The organism is Paenibacillus sp. GM1FR, assembly GCF_002803315.1.
GTDB lineage: Bacteria > Bacillota > Bacilli > Paenibacillales > Paenibacillaceae > Paenibacillus > Paenibacillus amylolyticus.
In genome coordinates this window covers 22812-43791 of the sequence record NZ_MKZL01000024.1, presented here as the reverse complement: position 1 = coordinate 43791, position 20980 = coordinate 22812, and the positions used below count along the sequence as shown (strand labels likewise).

The 20980-nt window shown below is 46.8% G+C and carries 18 protein-coding genes; 1 reads left to right on the top strand and 17 read right to left on the bottom strand.

The window, feature by feature from the left end:
• Position 1 precedes the first annotated feature (1 nt).
• The 16 genes from PAEAM_RS18665 to PAEAM_RS18590 form a co-directional block, all read right to left on the bottom strand.
• Positions 2–436, bottom strand: a complete 435-nt coding sequence (locus PAEAM_RS18665) for a DUF4280 domain-containing protein (protein ID WP_100528553.1) — start codon at positions 434–436, stop codon at positions 2–4.
• Positions 437–451: 15 nt separating this feature from the next.
• Positions 452–967, bottom strand: a complete 516-nt coding sequence (locus tag PAEAM_RS18660; protein WP_100528552.1) for a hypothetical protein — start codon at positions 965–967, stop codon at positions 452–454.
• A complete protein-coding gene (locus tag PAEAM_RS18655) occupies positions 967–2073 on the bottom strand; it encodes a pentapeptide repeat-containing protein (protein ID WP_100528551.1) in 1107 nt (368 codons plus the stop codon). Before PAEAM_RS18655 ends, PAEAM_RS18660 begins: the two co-directional genes overlap by 1 nt.
• Before the next feature lie 38 nt (positions 2074–2111).
• Positions 2112–3527 carry a phage baseplate assembly protein V gene (locus PAEAM_RS18650; RefSeq protein WP_100528550.1) on the bottom strand — a complete coding sequence of 472 codons (1416 nt, stop codon included), beginning with the start codon at positions 3525–3527 and terminating at the stop codon, positions 2112–2114.
• Positions 3528–3548: 21 nt separating this feature from the next.
• Positions 3549–4184: a hypothetical protein gene (locus PAEAM_RS18645; protein ID WP_133120460.1), complete on the bottom strand. Its 636-nt coding sequence runs from the start codon at positions 4182–4184 to the stop codon at positions 3549–3551.
• 31 nt (positions 4185–4215) lie between these two features.
• Entirely contained in the window at positions 4216–4989 is a 774-nt protein-coding gene (locus tag PAEAM_RS18640; RefSeq protein ID WP_100528548.1) for a DNA and RNA helicase, read from the bottom strand.
• A 31-nt stretch (positions 4990–5020) separates the two neighbouring features.
• Positions 5021–7672, bottom strand: a complete 2652-nt coding sequence (locus PAEAM_RS18635; RefSeq protein ID WP_100528547.1) for a molecular chaperone — start codon at positions 7670–7672, stop codon at positions 5021–5023.
• A gap of 32 nt (positions 7673–7704) precedes the next feature.
• Positions 7705–8394, bottom strand: a complete 690-nt coding sequence (locus tag PAEAM_RS18630; RefSeq protein ID WP_100528546.1) for an iron-dependent peroxidase — start codon at positions 8392–8394, stop codon at positions 7705–7707.
• A 7-nt stretch (positions 8395–8401) separates the two neighbouring features.
• The gene (locus PAEAM_RS18625) at positions 8402–9694 is read right to left on the bottom strand and encodes a normocyte-binding protein (RefSeq protein WP_100528562.1); all 1293 of its coding nucleotides are present in this window, start codon (positions 9692–9694) and stop codon (positions 8402–8404) included.
• Entirely contained in the window at positions 9694–11538 is a 1845-nt protein-coding gene (locus PAEAM_RS18620; protein WP_100528545.1) for a SpoIIE family protein phosphatase, read from the bottom strand. Before PAEAM_RS18620 ends, PAEAM_RS18625 begins: the two co-directional genes overlap by 1 nt.
• Positions 11539–11578: 40 nt before the next feature.
• A complete protein-coding gene (locus PAEAM_RS18615) occupies positions 11579–12460 on the bottom strand; it encodes a PP2C family protein-serine/threonine phosphatase (protein ID WP_228469530.1) in 882 nt (293 codons plus the stop codon).
• On the bottom strand, positions 12445–12978 hold the full coding sequence (locus PAEAM_RS18610; RefSeq protein ID WP_091013796.1) for an FHA domain-containing protein: 534 nt from the start codon (positions 12976–12978) through the stop codon (positions 12445–12447). The genes PAEAM_RS18615 and PAEAM_RS18610 overlap by 16 nt, the downstream gene beginning before the upstream one ends.
• Positions 12979–13021: 43 nt before the next feature.
• Positions 13022–13573, bottom strand: coding sequence for an FHA domain-containing protein (locus PAEAM_RS18605; protein WP_100528560.1), 552 nt, complete (start codon positions 13571–13573; stop codon positions 13022–13024).
• A gap of 42 nt (positions 13574–13615) precedes the next feature.
• The gene (locus PAEAM_RS18600) at positions 13616–14077 is read right to left on the bottom strand and encodes a J domain-containing protein (RefSeq protein ID WP_100528544.1); all 462 of its coding nucleotides are present in this window, start codon (positions 14075–14077) and stop codon (positions 13616–13618) included.
• Between the two features lie 125 nt (positions 14078–14202).
• Positions 14203–14628: a hypothetical protein gene (locus tag PAEAM_RS18595; RefSeq protein WP_056695746.1), complete on the bottom strand. Its 426-nt coding sequence runs from the start codon at positions 14626–14628 to the stop codon at positions 14203–14205.
• 183 nt (positions 14629–14811) lie between these two features.
• Positions 14812–16980, bottom strand: a complete 2169-nt coding sequence (locus PAEAM_RS18590) for a transcriptional regulator (RefSeq protein ID WP_091013787.1) — start codon at positions 16978–16980, stop codon at positions 14812–14814.
• A gap of 615 nt (positions 16981–17595) precedes the next feature.
• Here PAEAM_RS18590 and PAEAM_RS18585 point away from each other — a divergent pair.
• Positions 17596–19611, top strand: coding sequence for a vWA domain-containing protein (locus PAEAM_RS18585; RefSeq protein WP_165789963.1), 2016 nt, complete (start codon positions 17596–17598; stop codon positions 19609–19611).
• A gap of 182 nt (positions 19612–19793) precedes the next feature.
• On the opposite strand, the gene PAEAM_RS18580 is transcribed toward PAEAM_RS18585, so the two are convergent.
• Entirely contained in the window at positions 19794–20783 is a 990-nt protein-coding gene (locus PAEAM_RS18580; RefSeq protein WP_100528542.1) for a serine/threonine protein kinase, read from the bottom strand.
• Positions 20784–20980: the final 197 nt, after the last annotated feature.

Sequence of the window (20980 nt, the reverse complement as noted above, 5' to 3'; positions counted from 1 at the left end):
GTCAAAAGTCCAATTGCTGTCCGTCATTCTCTATGACGATATCTCCGCCGTACAGACACTTGTGCGTACAGTGACTGAGCAGTGCAGCTTTCCCTTCCACCTTGGTATCTCCCTTTCCATGAAGCCAAGGCATGGTCAGCACGGGAACGCAAGGCGCTTTCTTAACCCCATAGATGTCAACCATCGTGCTTGCCGCCACTACTGGATTAACTGGATTGGAACAGTTACCGAACGATCCAATATGAATACCTGGAACATAATCCTCGACAGTCATCTTCGCCTTTCCCTTGATATATACGCCATGACTGAATGGTATCTTCAATCGTGTACGCTGCGTCCCACAATTGCATTTAAGTATTGCTCCTGCAACGACATAGCTTTTAGAGGCTTCTCCAGCCGTATGAATCTGGGGATCATGATCTTGACTTCGCGCCATCATAACCTCTCCTTTCTAATTCGTTTGTTCCAAGTCCAACGGAATGAATTGTACTCCTGCAACATCTCGCCGCAGAATGCTCTCCGACAACGCTAGATTGACAATGATCACGGTTTCGCGCAGCTCCATTAATTGGAACAGGGGTAACTCCGGGAAATCTCGCTTCAGTACGATCCGCTCCAGACTTCCATCCATGCGCCGACGGGTATGAGGAGATAATACGTTTGCCAGTGCAGGAGGGTGAATGGCCCAATACGTCTCTTGGGTCATTCGCTCCTTGTCCGTTAATACGGTAGCCCTTCGCTTGAGCTGAGGACAATACAAAATAAGTGTTTCAAGCAATTGATCTGAAACCAAGGGAACCGGCTGTTCCAAATAATCCGTATAATCCACATGGAATCCGCTTCGCACATAAAGGTTAATGGCTGTATGCTCACTGCCCGAATCATGAAAAGCCTGATTCCAGGTCCTGCGTTGCAGTTCACCAACAGGCTCAGTCTCTACCCGGTGTATCCATCTGGGATCGGCCATTAGACGAAAGTATCGGATAACCCTCGCCTCCTCTCGTCATCGTCAAAAATCGCACCCTCCACATCAGCACCCTCCCATAACGTATCTGTTAGATTAGCTCCACGGAATATGGCTCCACGAAGGTGTGCCCCTCGGAAGTCAGCACCTGAAAGGTTTGAATTCTCGAAGTTAAGCGCATCGTATTCTGGACCCTGAGCGAGTCCTTCCGGATGTCCTACCTCCCCTATGATCTCCCTGAAAACAGCTCTTTCCAGAGAACACCCGCTGAAATCTGCCCCATATAGAATGCTTCCGGTGAAATCGGTATTCTCCAGACTACAATTGCGCCAACGTGTCCCTATCAAGATACAGCGTTGAAAATCGGTAGAATGCATATCGATACGATCAAAACGGCTGTAACGAAAATCCAGATCGCTACATTCCATTTCGCTCATATCCAGTCCCTGAAAGTGCGCGTACACGACCTCAAGACCATCACTTTCTTCCAATGCTTCACCAATCTCCTCAATGCTCCTATTCCTTCGATCAAGACGAAATACGCACTCACTAGCATCCAAGTATTCTCCTACACGTACTTCGAATATCTGTTCCAGATCCATAAGAGAGTTCCATTCGAAGTCCTCCAGCGCGCGACAGCTACGGCGTATAAAATGTACAAGATATCGATTCACCAACGCCGCTTCCTGTAACATGATTCGGTCCAGTTCTACCGCTGTAACGGTTCCTTGATAGTGAGGAAGTTCTTCTCTTAATCCATTGAGCATCCGTTCAAGACACTCATAGGCCCAGTGGGAAGAATAGAATGAACGGATGGGTGTTCGATCCAGCAACCATGAAGCATCATATGCTTCGACCAGGACATTCATCGCCCCTCCAAGAAGTTCTGTTCGCAACATAGAATATTGAATGTAAGCGATCGGCCCTTTCGCCCCACGCTTTTGGGCGTCGCTGACTTCCTGAATCATCAACCTGAAATGACTTAGGAACTCGGCTGTCAATTCCGTATACCTTGTATGCAACGTATGCTGCAAATCATCCATAAGTTTGGCCCGCGCAGGTTTTACCTGATGGGTATAAAAATGCAACATAGATTCCTTGCGATCCATTGGAAATTATCCCTCCTGCCCATACGTCACGTATCATGCTAGTTGGCTTTCACTTCTGATCCACTCATTTTTGCCTGTCCATCCAATTTGAATGTCCCTCCCCCGCCTTCCAGCAACAATTGTGAATCGGCAGACAACGTTATTTTCTTCCCGGCTTTGAGCGAGATATTGCCCCCGGCAGACATCCGAATCTGCTGGCTTCCGATGATCTGAATGCCCTCGTCCCCGCTGAGACGAATGAACACCTCGCCCTCTTTGCTGCTAATGGAGATGGAATCTGGGGTCAGTCTGATTTCTTTGCCATAAGGCGTACGGAAAATTTTATGATCCGGTTTGTTTAATTGGTTTGTTCCAGTTACCTTATTATCCAGACGGGGTGCTCCTGTCGCATAGGCCTCTTCTTCGTTTTGCGTTGGAAAATATACGGCCACCGGATCACCCACTTCAGGCATGACATACCAACCTGTCTGCCCCTCTGCGATGTATGGCGACTGATACAACAGCCACAACGCTTCCTCTTCCTCCTGTTTTTCATCACAGTCCAGCTGAACTCTTACATGACCACCATGCACTGAAAGGATGCGACCAAGTAATGAGCTTCCGGCAATTATCGAATTGTAATATGTCTTTTGTCGTAGTCCTCTATGAAGGCTAAGTACATATTGGTGCTTCACTATTCCTCCCACAAGCTCGGTATATGCCTCAGTCACATATAGGCTTCTGCCTCGGAAGGTAATATGATGTCCAAGCTCCATCACCTGATCTGTCTCGATTTCATATATAATGAAATCTGATTCGTTGACCTTTAACGTATCGTTTTCGGTAAAGTACATGAATGGTGCCATGTTTTTGCGGATTGTATAACGTGTATTGTCCAGATCGATTGAGTTTCCGTGCTCAAAGACGCCAAAATAAAATTTGGGGCTGTCAAACTGAGCGGCCGGCATTAAGCTCGTGTGAAAGCGAGAAGCAAGTCTCCTGAGAAATGCCCAATCCGTTTCTTGATATTGCACGGCAACCTTCCCGATCTTGGCCCCCCCTGTTCCCTCATCAATCACGTCCAGCCCCGGATAATCCTGATCCAGTTCCTTTAACAAATCGGGTAACTTCATTTTGACATTTTGAAATGTACGCGTTCGTTTTGTAATGTCCATCCGGTATGTATGTGAAATGGCCTCCACGTGGAGCGTATATACGCCTCTGACAACCTGCACTTCAACAGATAGTGGAATGCCTTTGAACAGAGGCTTCTTATTGCCATCCTCATCTTTTTGCCACACTTCAATTGGGGTATTTTGATCCGTAACATCGACATAGCGATCCTTCCATTCCTCAGACACCATGCCCTTAAACACGAGCCGAGTGTGCTCATTCATTTTTTTCCGGATCGTCAGTTCTTGCAAATGCACCAGTTCATATGGTTCAATAATCAGATTCTCATAAGTCAAACTCATGTTGCCCATCTCCCTTCAACTTCAATGGATCGCAAGTGAATTTAGAATCGTCTCGCCAGGCTCCAGCCAATCGCGCTTTTCTTCATCCGTGCAATTAAATCCGTAAACAAGAACTGACTGGTCTAAAATCGAAAAACCTATATGGTTATAAATCTGATTATTCAACCCCTGAACGGAAAACTGACAGTAGCCCGTGAACTGTCCCGTTTCAGTAATTCGAACGCCATGTTTCTCCCATTGTCTGATTGGCTGCGTTCCGCGAATGACATTGGCCATCGTTTCGGTAAAGGAAGTCAGCTCCTCTTCCGAAATTCGATGCTCCAGTCTGTTAAACGTAAAATTGACTGTCCCTGAATCATTGGTATATATCCATTCCGGCCGATGAGACGAAGGATACTTCATGCTCGCTTCCTTCTCTGAAATTAAACGCAATGAACGTGGAAGGGATATGGCTACCCTACTATCGTACAGCTCAGTTCGTTTTAGAAATACGCTTTCCTTTCCAATACGGAGCCTCGCAGGCAGCTCTGTTGAATCAATAGCCTGGGATTTATGTGCTAATTTAACCGCCTCTTCTACTTCACTGTTTTGATCATTCTCTTCATTTTCACGATGGTTATATAATATGGGAATTACTTTGCGATCGAGATATTCCATATGAAAAACAACTTCCTTTCCTTGTGCTGAATCAATCCACAATCATACGATGTGGTCCACCCACCGGCATACCCGAACGTCCCGTTCCCCGACCTGCATTCGCGAGTATGCGATCCAGATATCGATGAATCTGCGCATTATCGTATTCTCTGTGCTCCAGCCCCAATCGACTGGCAATGTGATGCAAAATGACGCTACGTGCAACCGTTCCTTCATTGAGACACATCATGGCGAAGACCAGATCCTGGGGATCAGAGGTCCCCTTTCGAAGCAACCTCTCGGCATAATCCTTCATGACAACAGGGGATAAGGTGCTCGCCCCCTCGGCTGCATAAGGAACATGAATGACATGCAGCGTATTGAACTCCGTTGCCAAGTCGGCAAAGGTCTGATAGTCCCGCCGCAGCCGCGCCCCTTCCTTCAGCTTGAATCGAGCCAGCTCCAACTCTCTCGATGTGCACGTTGTCTCTTCATCCAAGAGCAGTTCCGAATGGCTTATCGTCATGTCACTCACGGTCTCCTCCGCGGTAAACCGAAGCTTTAGCACATTGACCCGGCCCGTAGCTTGGTATGCCAGTTCCATAGGTTCTGTCAGCATATAAATCCTTCCTTTATGCAGCACCATCCCAGGAGCAACAACCAGCTTGTCCGGGAACACTTCTACCTCTGCACCTGCAAGAATGCCATCTGCATAACCGCGATAGTACAGTTCGATGAAGTCTCTGGGGAAATCGCGTAGTCCCTCCAACATGGATGTTTTCAGAATTCTTCCCTTGTTAAAATGCGGATACGAATATGTGAACATGAGCGGTGTTCCTCCTTTCTGCTCGTAATCCTCACTTCATTCCGTCAAAGAAGTCCAGTTCCGATAAGTCTGTTTCAAACGGAAGCAGCTTCTGCGATCCCAGATACAGCCGTTCATTTCTACGAGCTACAGGCAACACATGGAAGCCCCAATGACGATCATCCGGAAAGACAAAAAACTTCGTCTCTCCATTCACGATGGAATCCGTATCATCCTGCGGAATTTTATCTCCGTATCGATCCCGAATGTCTTCATAAATCACCTCTTTATAGAAATCCGGACGGTTGGCATATACGAACTTCTGTCTCAGCTGGCCATCACTTCCGCTAAGGTATAACTCCACTTCTGCCGTCTCGAATGGACGGGAAATGCTACCCGGAATGCCATCACTCCGATCCAGACTGCTGATCAGCATTTTTTCACGTCCATTATGCGTGTAGGCACTTACGGTATACGGAATTACAGCGGCATCATGCGTGATGTCGGCTTGAACGCTTCCCGTTTTGCGCGCACTCAGATAACGAATCGCCCCTCGAAGGCAGGCAAGTTTAAGATCAGGCACACGCCCTTCCGCAGGTTTTTGCCGAAACTCAATGCTTCTGCCTGGAACGAACTCTTTCAATGCTTCCCGAAATACATCAATGCGACAGGACTGACCTGTCAACTTGATAATCGAGTACTGGTTCATCCGTCCCTGCCGATAGAAATCATCCAAAAACTTGCGAACCACCTCATAGATATCGGCCTTAATCAGCTGGGTAATTTCCTTGATATTGAACACCACATCGGGGAACTCATATTCATCCTTCAACTCCCCATTCCGTTCTACCGAGAGGAACCAACGCTCCATGGTGGTGATCTGCAGATCACTGTCCCCGTCGCCCTCCATCTCCGAGTGGAATCGGTTACGCAAGATGCCGGTTTTGCGGAAAAATTGTTGCTTCATCTCTTCTGCGATTTCCCACAGGAAGTAGAAGTTTCCTCTTACCCGCAAATACTCATCCCGTGAACGGTTCTCTCTGCGCGCAAACGCAGTCGGGATGATGTGTTCTGCCTCCTCATAGCGTTGCTCCAGCTTCTGATAAACGGACTTCACACCCTCTTCGTCCACCTGACGGAACACATCCGCACCAGGTGCCTCAATCAGGCTATCAATATCCGTCACCTGACGGCGTCCGCTATAGTAGTCGGCGAATACAATTTTCATGAATTGCATAATACGATAGGTAATGTTGTGACCTCCGAAGTTCGTATCCCCATTTTCGTAGGTAGTATGGATATCGAGCTTGTACGCCATATGTCCGTCCTCGATCGTAAAGGCACAGGAAGACAAATCGGTCGTTCCACCTCCACAATCAATCACGAGCGCATGGTACGTCTGCCCTTCCATGAAAGCACCACGTTCCATTCCGTCAGCAAGGGTGTTATAGAGCACAGCCATCCCCTCATCCAGCGCATACGTCTGCTCAATCCGATAATCCGGAAGCATCTCGCCGAACATCTGCAAAAACTGTGTTTTCATCTTCACGGGACTCGTAAAATGCACATGGCGAAACTTGCACTTGAACTGATGCTCTGCCGTTCGGATGATGTAATTCATGTACGCACGCAGCAGTTCCATACGAGAAACCATAGCCGCATTGCCATGAACATCGACGATTTCTTCCATTTTGTTGTAATTGTTTACCCAGCGCTTCATGCTGCGGAAGACACTCGCCCGGCTGCTGTACCCTCCCCGACGCATACTTCGCAGCGCTTCATAGCCGAACTCGTAACGAATGTTCGCTGGATCCGAACACTCCGCCACCCCAATAGCCGTAGGCAAGACCTCGATCCAATCCGTATCTTTGTATGTAGGATCGGGAAAAGAAACGTAGTTGATGGCATCCATACGAACTCGTCCATTCAGCAAATCCTGGCTGCTCGGCGCCTGAATATAACCGTTATGCAAATAGGCGCCTGCCGTCGTATTGGAGGTGCCAAAATCAATTGCAAGCACTGCTTCTGTCGGTTCAAGCTCCCGGATGTCCAGATCTGCCAGTGGGATTTGAGTATATTGAATATGAACCGGTGGAAGCGGTCTACTGGAATAATAGGTCTGATATAAATACTCCGAGTCGCGTTTACGGAAAAAGAGAAGACTATACTGTCTGTTTCTAGATCTCTTCCAGGTCGCCCCACTTCCTGCGGTCAAATAAAAGGTTCCCGATACGGAGTCGTCCTTAACCAGGTTGAAGATGCCGCACAGCTCCATGCTCTCATTGACTAAAAGTACGTTGGATTCGGTTAGTCCCCCCGGTGCCGTAACCACATATCGATCCAACTTGTCCACGTTCAATCCTTCGTACAGAATCAGTCGCGCAGGTACACTAATGCCTCCATCACTGCTCATGGGCGCCGTCATATGACGAGAAATAGCCTTTTGTATCCGCTCGAATCCACCTTCAACAGACTGATTGATCCACAATATATCGTCCGCTCCCAGAAATTTTAAAATAATCCGAATCAGTTCTTCCCGCTCCGTCCGAGGGCCCAATCCCTCGATTAACCGTTCCTTGTAGCAAATGTTCCGTAATTGGAACGTGGTCATGTCCATCAATTCTTCACGCGTATAACGCATGGTTCCTCTGGAACGTTCCCTGCTCGTGGCATCAGGATACAATCGGTATGAATAGCCGTTCATCTATACTTCCTCCTTACAACTGCTGGTGCTGCTTAATATAGGGCAATCCCGTCCTGTATCATCGTATAATCCACATCCAGAATGCCAAAATGATGCCCCCAGTATATTTCCGTGTCGAAACGAACCGGCAGAAAGAGTTCAAGAATCAGTTCCAGCTTCTCCTTCGCTTCCGTACGCTCTACCTGACCAATATACAAAAGCAATTCATCCTTTTCCTCACAATTGGCATATAGGGTTGAACGCGGGAACATTCGAACAAGGGTATCCCTCAGCAGATGAACCGCCTCTCCCGTATCATACAAACGGAGCATATTGCAGGCGATCACTTCCTGCTCCTCCTGTCCGAACAGCTCCAGTCGCCGCCGAACCCGATCCCCGTATACACCCGAATGCATATCCTTCAGAATGAAGCGAATATAATACTCCCTCTTGTTCATCCCCTGCATCAAATCCATATCCGCCAGAAAATGAATAACCAGATCAAAGAGTGCTTCCCGCAACTCCACCTGCTCTTCATTATTGATATCGAAGAGGTCCCGGAAAATATCAAAAAAGCGATAATACGGATTGACTTCAACCGTGCCTTCCACGCCTGAAGCATTCAGGTTTGTCTGGCTAAGTTCCATGTAAGGCGAATATACACGTGCTGGCACAAAGGTTACGTCGCGCAGATCGGTTCCATTACGCTTGGCCCGAATAATCAGATCCCAGATGTAATTCATGCTGTACTCACACCCATTCCCCTTCGCAGCAGTATTCCGGGAAAGCCAGCTGGATTTCGGATACCAGAAAGCTCAGCAGATCATCCAGAAAAATGGCCTGTCCCGGCTGCTTTCCGTGTCTGCTGAACCTTAAAATCATTCGATGTTTATCTGTTTCAACACGGACATGATCGCTAACAAATGCATTAAGTGGATACGTAATGCCCAAAGCGGGTCCTGGCGCCACCACTTGCACATCTTCCAGTTCCAACCCCTCTGCTGCCTGAAAAGCGTGAACCATGCGGGAAATCTCTCCTTTGGATCGTACAGAACGTCCTTCCTGGCGAGCATATTTACCGGCAAACCCTTCCCGCTTGTTATTGGAAAACAGCGGATAGTCCATCCTGCCAATGTGGGTTGCGACGGGACCCGCTATTTTCAGCACCGTCCATGAATCGGATTTTTCCAGTGGTGATACGATGGTGATATCTTCTTCCGATCTTTTGATATACCGAATATGCGATTCGTCTCCATCCACCAAATATCCGTGTTCCGTTCCGGTTTTGCGGAGTGGCAACACATGTTCATAATTGATTCGGTCCGAAGCCGGAACAGGGAATCCACCCGTTTTCATATCCAGCTTCTGAATGTTCCACAGCGGAATCATATTGGTTCTTTTATAAGACTCAAACTCTTCGAGATGGATGGAAAGTTCCTTGACAGCATGTTGTTTGTCCCATGCTTCTCCATCGTCCGAACTGACCAGAACACAATCAACGAATTTGAACACATAGGGTGCATTGATCGATTTCCATGGCAGACTGTTCTTACGAAAGACCCGGTACAATTCTTCAACTTTGGAGATATACGCTGCACTTGATTTCAACCGAACCGTTATGGCATGCCTGCCTCCACTGGTTACTATCTCCCCGCGAAATGTCCGATTACTGTTCAGTAGAGATTGGAGTTCCTGTTGCCCACATTCCATGTAGAACGTGAATAATTTCATCTCTTCCTGACGCGCCAGTGCCTCTGAAGCCTCACTCAAATAGACGGACTGTGATTCAGCATCCTCAGGAATGATCGGGTACAGAAATTCATGAATGGGATCCAGATCTTCCCGCGCACATAATGTGACATATACATCATGACGTTCCTCCTGCGGCAACACCTCATCAAAAACCCGTTGCTCAATCTGTTTGTTCAGCGTCTCCTGATACTCCACAAGATTAAGAAAAACGCCTGTCATGAGATCTTTGAGCATGCGGCGTTGTTCGAGATCCTCCATCTTATTAAGACGGTCACGAATCATGTCTTTCATCATGAATCTCCTCCTTCCGATGATTCCTGTTCGTTCACGTCAGCCTCCGTGGTATCGGTGCTTCCGTCAGCCTTGGAGGCAGAATTACTGCCAGCATTACTTGTCGTTTTTCCAGGAGAAGTACCTGAGCCGGAAGCATCCGCATTGCCATTTCCAGCCGAGGTGCCATTAGCAGTGGAAGAACCATTCCCCACTGTATTGCCTGTATTCACACTTCCTGTACTCCCGGTCATATCCGAGGTTATGCCCGATGTATTTGGTGAGTCTGATCCTGCCGTATCCTGCGTAAGATCAGCCGCCGGTACCGGTGGGTTTAATTTCTCATCCAGTTTGTTTATTTTCCGCTCCATGGCCAGCACACGTTCCAGCATATCGATCTCTTGATAAATTCCCTGTGCCGAAGCATAGGCATCCATGGCTCCGCTGTAGTCTCCGGCTTCATTGAAGCGGTCACCCTTCTGTTCCAGCGTATCTGCCTGAAGCTGCCGGGATTGTCGCTTGATATCTGCACGTTTGGTCTCGGCCGTCTCCAGTTGCGTAGCAATCTCCTTCAGCGCATCTTTGTAAGCTGTCTCCGTAGCGGCCGTTCTGGCCCGTTTATACAAAATGATTGCTCCACTGTAATCTCCGTTCTGGAGTTTCAGATCGCCCTCGGTGATCCAGTCTTGCACTTGCTGGAAAGTGGTCATCTGCTCCAGTCGCTCCTGAATAACTTCCCGGTTGAACATGCTATAGGATTCAGACAATTCCAATGCTTTGGTGTAACTCGCGGTTGCTTTGGTAATGTCGCCTTCTTTCAGGTGAGCTTCCCCATCAACCAGCGTCTGGGCAGCAGACATCTTCGCGGTCAACAGCTTTTTATGTATCGGGTCCTTGATTTTGATGGAATTATTACGCGCCAGGCTGTAGTCCGAGACCGCCTTGGCATACTCTTGTTCCTTGACGTACTGGTCTGCGGTCTGTTCATATTGCAGCATATCTACGGCCAATTCAGCTTTTTTGGCTGCACTTTTCACCGCGTAGAATATGCCGGCTCCACCAAAAATCAGGAGCATAACCAGCATGATGGCAATCCGCTTAATCCATTTCTTACGGTTCTTGGGCTCTTCATGAAAAATCTTGTTCACATATATGGCTGCCGCACTATAATTCTCGATACGTGCACGCTGCTTGCTAAGCATCACTTCTTCAAGTGTATCCGCTAGCGTCTGTGGGTCATTGGCACCTTCAACCGCATCGATCATCTCGGCATCCTGAACCCCCTCCCACAATCCAGGGGTGCATAGCACAAGTACGTCGCCATCGGCTAGCTTGATCTTATCCGATACATACGGCCTGATCATGCCAGGTTTGCCCGCATATTCATTCAGATTACCGCGTTCATCATGCTGATCCACACGATCCTCTGCAATCTGGCCTTCGGCTGCCAACTGGGCAGCAACGCTATGATCTTTGCTTTTTAGTGCAAGCCGATTTCCACGAAAATGATACAACCGGCTGTGTCCAGCAGATGCCCACACCATACGTGTATAATCTGTCACAACAATGACAAATCCCGCTTTGAGCCTGACTCGGCGGCTTTCATACTGCAACCATTCATGGGCAATCTTGATATACTCCGTTAGTCTGCGTTTGGACATGGTTGGCTTTTCCAAAAAGGATTCCAGAATGGTCTGCACTGTGATCTGTGCGCTATTCACTTCCGTATCTGTATCCAGGCCATCTGCAATGACATAACAGGCCCAATCTTCCAGCTCAACGCAGCCGTAGAAATCCCGATTTTTCAGGAAAGATCCCGCTTCCGAGACAAAAGCCGTCTTGAATTCACTGTTCTCCTTCCTCATCCGTCTCCCCATTTCCCTTCCCTGTGCGTTGCCTGATCCGTTACCATCCTTGCTCCAAAATGATAATCGTGGCATTATCCTGATGCACGAGCTGTTTTTCTTCAATCAAATCAATGATGGTCTGAGCTGCATCAAATGGCGACATGTCTTTCGCAAGTATAGTTTCCAGTTCCATCTCAGTAAGAGAGTTGTATACCCCGTCACTGCATAACACAATCTTGTCCGCCGGCTGCAGTGCAAACGGCTCGTCCGCGATTTCCATTTGTTTAAAATGGTCGTACCCCAAATAGTTGACCAGCCTTTTGCGCTGCGGATTATCCAACGCCTCCTGCTCCGATATTTCTCCAGACATATACTGTTCTTCCAGTTGGGTTTCCAGTGTATGTTTATGATTGATAGCAAGCAGCTCTCCTTTACGAAATACGGCCAAAATACTGTCTCCTACCGCGCCCCAATATAACTCTCTGCCCTTGATCATGGCCGATACCAACGTTGTTCCACCCGGAACGCCAAGCAAGTTACGAAGAATCGCCTGGTTTGCTGCATGGGAAGAAGCATCCCAAAACTCTTCCGGATCAGGAAACCGCTCCAACTCTTCAAACTCACGGATAAATGTTTCTACCGCAGTGGTACTGGCTACTTTCCCACCAGATAATCCGCTAATTCCATCGGCAAGTACCGCAAGCACACCATAAGGCTCCACGGCACAGGCAAAATAATCATCCTGTTCACTGCGAGCACCAATGGTCTGTCCATTCCCGATCTGAACGCCAACCGGCCTATCGTCACGTTGCCTTACCGGAATCCGGCTTCGGACGAATAACAACAACCAGATCGACAAACAGCCTGCTGCCAGAACCCAATAAGGCGTTAGCTCCTTGTCGTTCCACAAGATCATGAAGGTATTCACTGTTGCTCCCATTCAAAATGCACACCACATAATGGGATGAAAATAAATTTACTGCGTCCCAATTGAATGACGTCGTAGGCAGCCAGTTCCACCGGAGAATAGACCGCTTCGTTGTTATGGTAGGCAAGGCCGGAAGCATCGCCGGGCAGCAGATAGAAATTCCGTTTTTTGGGATCATATACAATCACCGCATGATTGCGCCTTGAAATCGTGTTATCCCCAAGGATTCGAACATGCATCTCTTCCGAACGTCCAATAAAGTTCTTTTCAGCCATAATCCGATAATCCTGGCCCATCTGTGGACCTTCGATACACACCATCCATCCCGTTACCGGTTCAATTCCTGTCGTTTCTCCCAGGTATGGCATCGTTCTGTCATCCTCTGCCGTGCGAGGCGCGCGTGGGATTGCTCCCCCTGCTTCACTATTGCCGGAAGGCGGTGACTCGACGGCCAGATTACAATATGGACAGGTGTTTCCGTGCCGTCTCGTGCTGAACATATGTCCGTTTCCACATCTTGTCAGACTCATTTCTTTTCATTCCCCCGTAAGCTTGTATGATGGTATGCCAACGTTATTTCACCAAAATTCGGGTATTGGCAATATAAATTAAGTCTCCTGCCTCAATCAGGCTGGGTTCTTCGATTTCCAATTTGGATGATCTGCTTTGATTTCCCTTACGTACGCCCACGCCGCTGGCGGAGTCAATATCCTCGATAAACCATTGGCCCGAGGCTTTGTTCAGCACAGCATGTTGCGGACTGATGAGGGAAGCATATGGAGTATCGGACAAATCAATGTCCGCCTCACTGCTCTTCGAACTTTTTCCGATCAATACACTTGTCTCACCCTGAATGTACCATTCCTTCACACTTGTACCGTCATCGTCCAACAGTACGAGTTTCACAACACGTGAAGACAACTTCTTCTTTTCCCTCTTGCTGGCAGGTAAGTATTTAAAAAACAAGTATGCTCCCCCGGAGAGGACCACAATAATTCCAGTTATCCACTGGGCACTCATGTCCCGGTTAATGATGAATATGTAATACAGCACGGCTAACGAAATCATGGCGACGCATGCGTCAACCCCTATCGTCATTACCGACCTTCCTCGTTTCACTTCCATAACCTCCGCCTGAACCGGCACGATCCATTACAGGCCACCGGCTTACTTTTTTCGAACTCCGAAATATCGGTCAAACATGGCGGACATATCCATTCCTTTGTTGGGATCGGCTTTGCCACTGTTTGAGCTGTCCTTGCCTTTGGGGCGATAGCCAAAAAATTGTTCAAATTGTTCCTGCATTCGTGATGGATCAGACCATACCTTCTCGGTATTCATAGGTCCATTTTGGGCTTGTCCACTCTTTTCTCGTGCAGTACTGGATGTTGCTCCATTTGCCCCTCCTGGGTTCCCTGTAGATCGAGGTTGTTGATTGTATGCAGCCCTTAACTCGGGATTTCCGAGTGTACTGTAGGCCTCATGGACTTGCTTGAAACGCATTTCTGCCTGCGCATCTCCCCCATTAACATCCGGGTGAAATTTCTTTGCCAATTGACGATAAGCCTTCTTGATCTGCTCCGGAGAAGCTTCACGTTCCACACCAAGCACGGCATAATAATCATTCATGGTATTCGTACCTGCCTCCCTGCCGTATTCGGGCGTAAATAAAGATTAAGGGGCACCAAGGCCCCTTAACTTGACAGAATTATTCTGGGCCAGCCATAACTGACCCGGAACATCAGCTTCTCCCTTTATACAGGGAAGCCGCCTTCAATTTTAGTGAATTCCGTTTTGTCTTTTTTCTGTTTGATGAACAGGCTGAATTCACCTACGCCTTCGGTATCTCCGAAACGTTCTGTGTAATCCACAACGAACGCGTTAGGCATGTAAATTTTGCGTACCACTTGATCCGCCGCAACCACTTCAAGGGTCACTTTACGGTAGCAATCTGCTTTTTCAGCTGGAACGAGTGACCACAGAGCAAGTTTCATCGTGTCATCCGCATTGTCACCGTCTGTTGCTGTAATAATTTTGCCACTGATGCGAAGTGTTGCACCTACATCTGTGGATCTAGCGTTGGAATCATCCGGTGTATCTGTGTCATACACTACTGTGCGGATATTATCCATTCCCAATTCGATTGTTTCTGCGCCTTCTACTTTCAATACAAAACCCATTAATAAAAACCTCCTTAAGATTAAAAAACAATGTGCCCGGCATGCTCTCCATCTGGGGAGAGGTACCGAAATATATGTATAAGGTCAGCCAATAAAGGCCGCCTCTAACACCAAAATCAATGTCTATAATTCGTTGTTTGAAGAATTATAGACATTTCTAAAACTTGTACCCACTCCAGTTTCTTACACCTTCATCGCGCTGGTGCCTTTAGTAATCATGACCTCCAGGTTCTTCACGTTGCCGTTGAATACCAGGTCAATGTGGCACATATTGCTCTTCTCATCGATGATAAAGCTCATGTCGTCACCTTCTTGAATGATCGAATTGATCGACCCTCGGGTTCCCAGCCACCGGCTCTTCTGACTGCTCGGATTGTTGCTGAAGAATTTGACGATATTTTCATGCTTGAAATCACCCGTCTGGAAACGGAGCAAGCGCTCAATGTAAGTACTTACGAGTGTCTTATACAAGGAATCAAAACCATCTTCGGACATCGCCATGCTTCTCGCTTTGTATACCGTGATCCGCTTGATGTCGCTATCCTGGATTTGGGCATTCTCCGATGAGAAAATAAATCCAAAGTTTTTGCGGTTAATCGAATCCTTGATGGTGTTCGTGAATCCGGAAATTTCTTTGGTCATCGTAGTCACTACACGCAGACTGTTATCGCCTGCCTCAATATCAAAACGCACACCTGGATAATCCCGGTTCACGGTTTTGAATGCGCCTCGTAGATACTCGGGGCACTGATATGCAGCCACAATTCCGGCAGATACATAAGACGCACCGACATACACACCTTCAATCCACAGCTTCAGAATGTCTTCTTTCTCCTTGGAAAGCTCCACACCATTCTCCGTCTGGAGCATACGACTGTCGATAACGACACCCGATTTCTCTTTCGGAATGATGGTGAAATTCGGAGCACTTGGAATGGCGAATTCGCTGTAGTCTTTGCGAGTTAATACCGCGCATTTATCAATATATTTATCGATGCCCGCAGTAGCCATGCTGCTGAATGTAGTCTCTTCTCCAGATTCAAAGCTAAAGAATACTTGTACTTTGTAGTCTTTAACGACTTGCAGAAGCATGGACAGAGATTCCATACTGTTTCCGTCTTGTTTAACCACTTTCTCGTTACCACGGAAACGGGCTCGACTGACTTGAACTTGTCCCGTATTCTCCAGTTCAACGGAAGGAACAATTCCGAACCAAATAGTGTCGGTAAAATCATTCTTCGCATTGACTGTGTTGAGATAGGTCTCCAGCCGCGGAATATTACTGCTCTTAACAAGCATATCCAGCTTGGCATTGGCAATCAGCATGGAAGGAAGCATGCCTTTGTTTTTGGTCGCATATTGATCAAAGAACATTTTGACACCCAAAATTTTCTCTACCAGCGGTTTTACGGTTTTTACAAAGTCATCCTTGGCGTTCTTGTAAAATTCCAGGTATGTATTGTAATTCTGTACTTCAACTGCCGTATCAACATCCGTCTGAACTGCAGGCAGTGGGCAGAATGTACGAACGACCAGATCCTGTACATACGGTGAAGGTGCCTCGGAGAGTGAATCATAATCTTCGGCAAACACCTGAGTCAAATCTGTGCTTGTCGACTCATCCAGGAGCATCAACTCGTTGTTATCACTCTTTGGAGCTTCGATAATTTTCAATTCTCCGCTCTCACCAATTGTGAGTTGTCCTACCTGAATCGCTTCGGAAGAAGTTTCTTCTTGAGCACGGCCCAGCAACAAGCGGGTTTTGATATCTTCGATGGCCAGTGGCAGCATTGCCATAACATTGTTATAGTTCCGGCTAGCATCTTCAAACATGACATTAAGTTTATCCCCGATATCCAACTTCTTCGGGTCCCCGTCATCCAGCTTCTCATGCTGGCCGTACATGTAATGAATTTCTTTTCGTACCTGCCGAATGTCATCCATAACCTTTTTCGGTGAAATCATATCCAGCAAATTTTCAAACTTGAAATCTACATTCGTAATCCCCTGACTACGTTTGGTATCAATCAGGGTAAAGAGCATTCTCAGGAAGTCATTGCTATGATCAATTTTGATCTCAGAGATTGCTTCATCCGGAATCCCTTCGGGCTTTTTGAGCGTATACATGACTTTCTGGTTTACCGCATTGAAAAAGGAATACACACTGGGAGAAAACTTGTCCAAAAACTCATCGAAGCTTCGTACAAGCAGGTGTTCATTGATCTCCTTGATCTTGTCATCATTCAGACTGTCGATCCCTTTTACGTCACCGACAATCGTAATCAAATCCATTTTCTCAGGATTGATCTCTTCGAAAAGCATCGTTCGGTTCGTTTGATTAATAATATCCATTCAGGCAACATCCCCCTAATGATGGTTCATTCGGGCGAATGCTTCCCCCCCTCCATCAATTTTTGACACTCCGCACGCTCTATCAGTCTTTGGTCATGATCTAAGAGAATCATCTTCTCAGGCGATCACAAGTCCAATAGAACGAGCTGTCAACATATGACTGGAACTTATGTACCAGATTATGCCGTTTGCTTTGGAGATTTATGGAATTCATCTTAATCATCAGTGATATGTTTTGTCAATATTACCCTATATAGGTCTAAAAGCTCATTTTTGTGACTTCGATATACCTATAGAACTAATTTCCGATTTCCGCTTCACTTCCCATCGAATCATGCCGATGATAAAGAATATCCTATAATCTGGATGATGTTCAATGATTTAAAACTAGTGGAGTTTTCCCCCTAATCAAGAGGAAATCGCCTTAACGTATGCGGTGTTGCAATATTCTTCGCTTATCAAAACTACGCATAACGGGGTTTTGTCGAGTAGAAACAAAAGTTTTTCAACAAAAATCAGTTTGACCTCTAAAAACAATTGCAGTGCCCAAAACAGAAAGGAGATTCAAAGCATCGTATGATATTAACAAAATTCAAAAAAACATTTTTTTCTATCTTGGTAATCAGCTTTTTAATTCCAGCATGGGACATGGGGAGCATATACGCTGAATCATCCGTCAAGACCCAGACGTATGAAGGCCTCGATGCCATGTTTGTCCTGGATGTTAGCTACTCCATGAATGAGACCGACAAAGATCGCATTGCCGAAGAAGTTATACATATGTTTATGGATATGAGTAGTGGACCTAAGACCCGATTGGGATTCGTAGCTTATAATGACAAGATCACTTCATCCGTACCACTGATGGAGATTTCATCCTCTGGAGCTCGCAATAATCTTCGTAGCCGTGTGGATGGCTTAAAACGTTCGGGATATACAGATCTCGGACTTGGCTTACGCCGAGGGGCTAGCCTGCTCGAACAATCGCAGACGGACAAACGTAAACCATTTATGATTTTGCTCTCTGACGGAGAAACGGATTTGCGAGGATCGACGAGCAGAACACCTGCTGACTCCTCCAAAGATGTGGACAAAGTTATTGAGATGGCACAACAAGCTGGTTATCCCATCTATACTGTGGGACTAAACCGCGACGGTACCGTTAACCCGGCAGAACTGGAGCGTATCGCCAAAGAAACGGGTGGTTCTTCCTTTATCACCGGAAGTGCGGACGATCTGCCTGAAATCTTCAATCGGATTTTTGCAGATCAGATTCAATCCGTTCTTGTATCTGTAGCGGCTGTAACTGCAACAGGAGCAATGCAGGAAGTAACCGTGGATATTCCTAACTCCAGCATGGCGGATGCCAACATTATCATGCTATCTGATCATGCTGTCTCGGAAGCTCAGCTCTATTATCAATCGAGCAATGTCAGCTTCATACGGTCTGATAAATATGCTCTGATGAAGATCATTCGTCCGGTCAAAGGACAGTTTAAACTGAAATTCAAAGGCCGTAGCGGTGATCTGGTGAAGATTAACCTATTAGGGAACTACAACGTCTCTGCGGTCGCAAATATGGCAACGGAGCAGCCCGTCAAGGGGAAGAGCATCACATTTGAGGCATCACTCTACGATCAGGCTGTGGACCCTAAACCCATTAAGGACTTGGATGTGTACAAGGGACTGGAAGCGGAACTCATTGTAACTCCATCTGATGGAAAAACAGAACGTATCCCTTTGACCAATACAGGTAGCGGATTTACGGGAAAATACACTTTTCCCAAGTCGGATTTGTACACATGGGGACTACGAATCGACGGTCCGGACTTTTATCGGGAAATTACTCCGGTTGAAGTAGACATTACGAATCAAGCACCCGTAGCCACCGGCGAATCCATGGTGTTATCCAAAGATGACAGCAATACAGATGTCGACCTGAACAACTACTTTAAGGATGCCAATAATGATCCATTAACGTATGTCCTTGCAGACGGTGGAAGTGAGCGCAAACTTGGAGATGCCATCATTGAAGGCAACCTGTTGCGATGGTCTTCTCTACACACCGGAAGTTCAACGATCAAGGTGACAGCAACGGATTCTGAGGGAGCAAGTATAACTACAGACATTTCGTTGCAAATTCATTCTTTACGTGAAAAGGTACTGCTATATACAGGATTGGGCCTGCTTCTTGCTGGTGGTATTTTCGCACTGTATTGGTTCGTAATGAAGCCAAAACCCGTATTCCGGGGAAGACTGGAAGGATACTTTCTAGCGACAGCGAACGGCGAGGATATACCAGTGACCAATTGGCCTCTCACTTCATTGGAACGCCGAAAAGTAAGTCTCAGTGAACTGTTTGATCGCATGGACATCGGGGTCAAAGTACTAGAAGCGGGACGAATCTGGCTGGAAGCGGGTAAAAAAGAAACGTTATTGGTACGGCACGATACGAATTGTACGGTTGTCCGAGGCCGAACGCCAGTGAAACGCAGACACACGGAAGCTATGGAGTACAATGAAAAGTTGTATATCACGTTTGAGGATGGTGTTACGGAGATCGAAATTCGTTACAAAGCCATCAAACCAAGTACCAATATCTATGTAGGACAAAAGAGAGATCCACAGTAAACATTGTGTGTTAACTAAGTGGAAATGAAGCACGCTGATGTATGTTCTCTCTGAAAATATAAAAGAAACAAGCCAGTTCGCCCCATATGTACGGGTAAGAACTGGCTTGTTTCTATTTTACACCTATTTAACGGCTATGCTTTCATTGAAACGTCTACTTTATCAACATAGGTCATGACTGCTTACGCCGTCTCATGTTGCTTTTTCGACTCCACTTCATAGACCTGCGTATGTTCATTCTCGGCTAAAGACCACTCCACTGTACCTGGCTTGCGCACTTTCCATACCCAGGCTTGAACTCGCAGCGAGCTTCTGACCCAAGCTAAGGAAGCACAGCGTTTCTCAGAACGAACCGTCAACCCCCAATGAATAACACGAGCGAGCCAAGGATTCACATACTCATTATGTGAGCGAACAGATGGCAATTCATCCTGGAACAACCGCTGTTTCACGTCCATAGGGGGTTGCCCGCATGTCCAATAATGGAGCAGAGCCGCCAAACTATAGATGTCCGACATCGGTCCCTGACTGGATTTCTCCGAATAAAACTCCAGTGGAGAATAACCTGCCGATGTAAATATCACCTGTTTCTCTCCGGATTGCATAGGCCAACGGGTAGCTGAGCCAAAGTCCAGAAGTTTGGGTGTACCATCCTCCATAACCATAATGTTGGAAGGTTTCACATCCCGGTGAAGAATGCCTTGCTTATGTATGTAATCCAATGTATCCACCAGTGGAAGCAGCGTCTCCGTTATGAAAGCAGCATCAAGAGCATGATTATGTTCATTCAAATACTCGGTCAATGTGATTCCCGTGCAGTATTCCATAACCAGATACCCCGTACCATTCGCTTCAAAATGATCCATATACGATACAATATGGGGATGATCTAGTTTCGATAATAGTTCACCTTCGAGCAGAAATGCAGCCAGTAACTCCTGATATTGCCCACCGTATCCTCGTGAAGAGCAGAACACCCCTCGCTTGTCTGCCTGCCGTTCAGCCATTCTCTGTGGGAAAAATTCCTTAATGGCTACTTTGGCACCTGTGTTACGATCTCGCCCTGCATATACAATAGCCAACTCACTGCTGGCTAATACCTGTCTTACCTGATATGTATCATTTATAATCACATTGCGCTGCAATGCCATTTTACAATTGTCTTTTCTCATAACAGACCTCTTTTCAACCTTGTCGATCGGAAGACTTTCCGCGTAAATGCATCACTTGGTTCAACCAGTCAGCAATTCATCGCCAACTATACATATAAACCAAATGATGCAATTTGAAACACCTTCACGCGAAATATTTAAATATTAATGATATCAAGCCTTCTACGATATACCGCTAATCCCTATCCACACTATTC

What these genes read in the sequence shown, in the direction of transcription:
- PAEAM_RS18600 (WP_100528544.1), bottom strand. Translation starts at nt 14,077, where the DNA reads ATGAATGATTATTATGCCGTGCTTGGTGTGGAACGTGAAGCTTCTCCG.
- PAEAM_RS18665 (WP_100528553.1), bottom strand. Translation starts at nt 436, where the DNA reads ATGGCGCGAAGTCAAGATCATGATCCCCAGATTCATACGGCTGGAGAA.
- PAEAM_RS18650 (WP_100528550.1), bottom strand. Translation starts at nt 3,527, where the DNA reads ATGAGTTTGACTTATGAGAATCTGATTATTGAACCATATGAACTGGTG.
- PAEAM_RS18620 (WP_100528545.1), bottom strand. Translation starts at nt 11,538, where the DNA reads ATGAGGAAGGAGAACAGTGAATTCAAGACGGCTTTTGTCTCGGAAGCG.
- PAEAM_RS18590 (WP_091013787.1), bottom strand. Translation starts at nt 16,980, where the DNA reads ATGGATATTATTAATCAAACGAACCGAACGATGCTTTTCGAAGAGATC.
- PAEAM_RS18580 (WP_100528542.1), bottom strand. Translation starts at nt 20,783, where the DNA reads ATGAGAAAAGACAATTGTAAAATGGCATTGCAGCGCAATGTGATTATA.
- PAEAM_RS18635 (WP_100528547.1), bottom strand. Translation starts at nt 7,672, where the DNA reads ATGAACGGCTATTCATACCGATTGTATCCTGATGCCACGAGCAGGGAA.
- PAEAM_RS18595 (WP_056695746.1), bottom strand. Translation starts at nt 14,628, where the DNA reads ATGGGTTTTGTATTGAAAGTAGAAGGCGCAGAAACAATCGAATTGGGA.
- PAEAM_RS18605 (WP_100528560.1), bottom strand. Translation starts at nt 13,573, where the DNA reads ATGGAAGTGAAACGAGGAAGGTCGGTAATGACGATAGGGGTTGACGCA.
- PAEAM_RS18615 (WP_228469530.1), bottom strand. Translation starts at nt 12,460, where the DNA reads ATGGGAGCAACAGTGAATACCTTCATGATCTTGTGGAACGACAAGGAG.
- PAEAM_RS18645 (WP_133120460.1), bottom strand. Translation starts at nt 4,184, where the DNA reads ATGGAATATCTCGATCGCAAAGTAATTCCCATATTATATAACCATCGT.
- PAEAM_RS18640 (WP_100528548.1), bottom strand. Translation starts at nt 4,989, where the DNA reads ATGTTCACATATTCGTATCCGCATTTTAACAAGGGAAGAATTCTGAAA.
- PAEAM_RS18630 (WP_100528546.1), bottom strand. Translation starts at nt 8,394, where the DNA reads ATGAATTACATCTGGGATCTGATTATTCGGGCCAAGCGTAATGGAACC.
- PAEAM_RS18655 (WP_100528551.1), bottom strand. Translation starts at nt 2,073, where the DNA reads ATGGATCGCAAGGAATCTATGTTGCATTTTTATACCCATCAGGTAAAA.
- PAEAM_RS18610 (WP_091013796.1), bottom strand. Translation starts at nt 12,978, where the DNA reads ATGAGTCTGACAAGATGTGGAAACGGACATATGTTCAGCACGAGACGG.
- PAEAM_RS18625 (WP_100528562.1), bottom strand. Translation starts at nt 9,694, where the DNA reads ATGAAAGACATGATTCGTGACCGTCTTAATAAGATGGAGGATCTCGAA.
- PAEAM_RS18660 (WP_100528552.1), bottom strand. Translation starts at nt 967, where the DNA reads ATGGCCGATCCCAGATGGATACACCGGGTAGAGACTGAGCCTGTTGGT.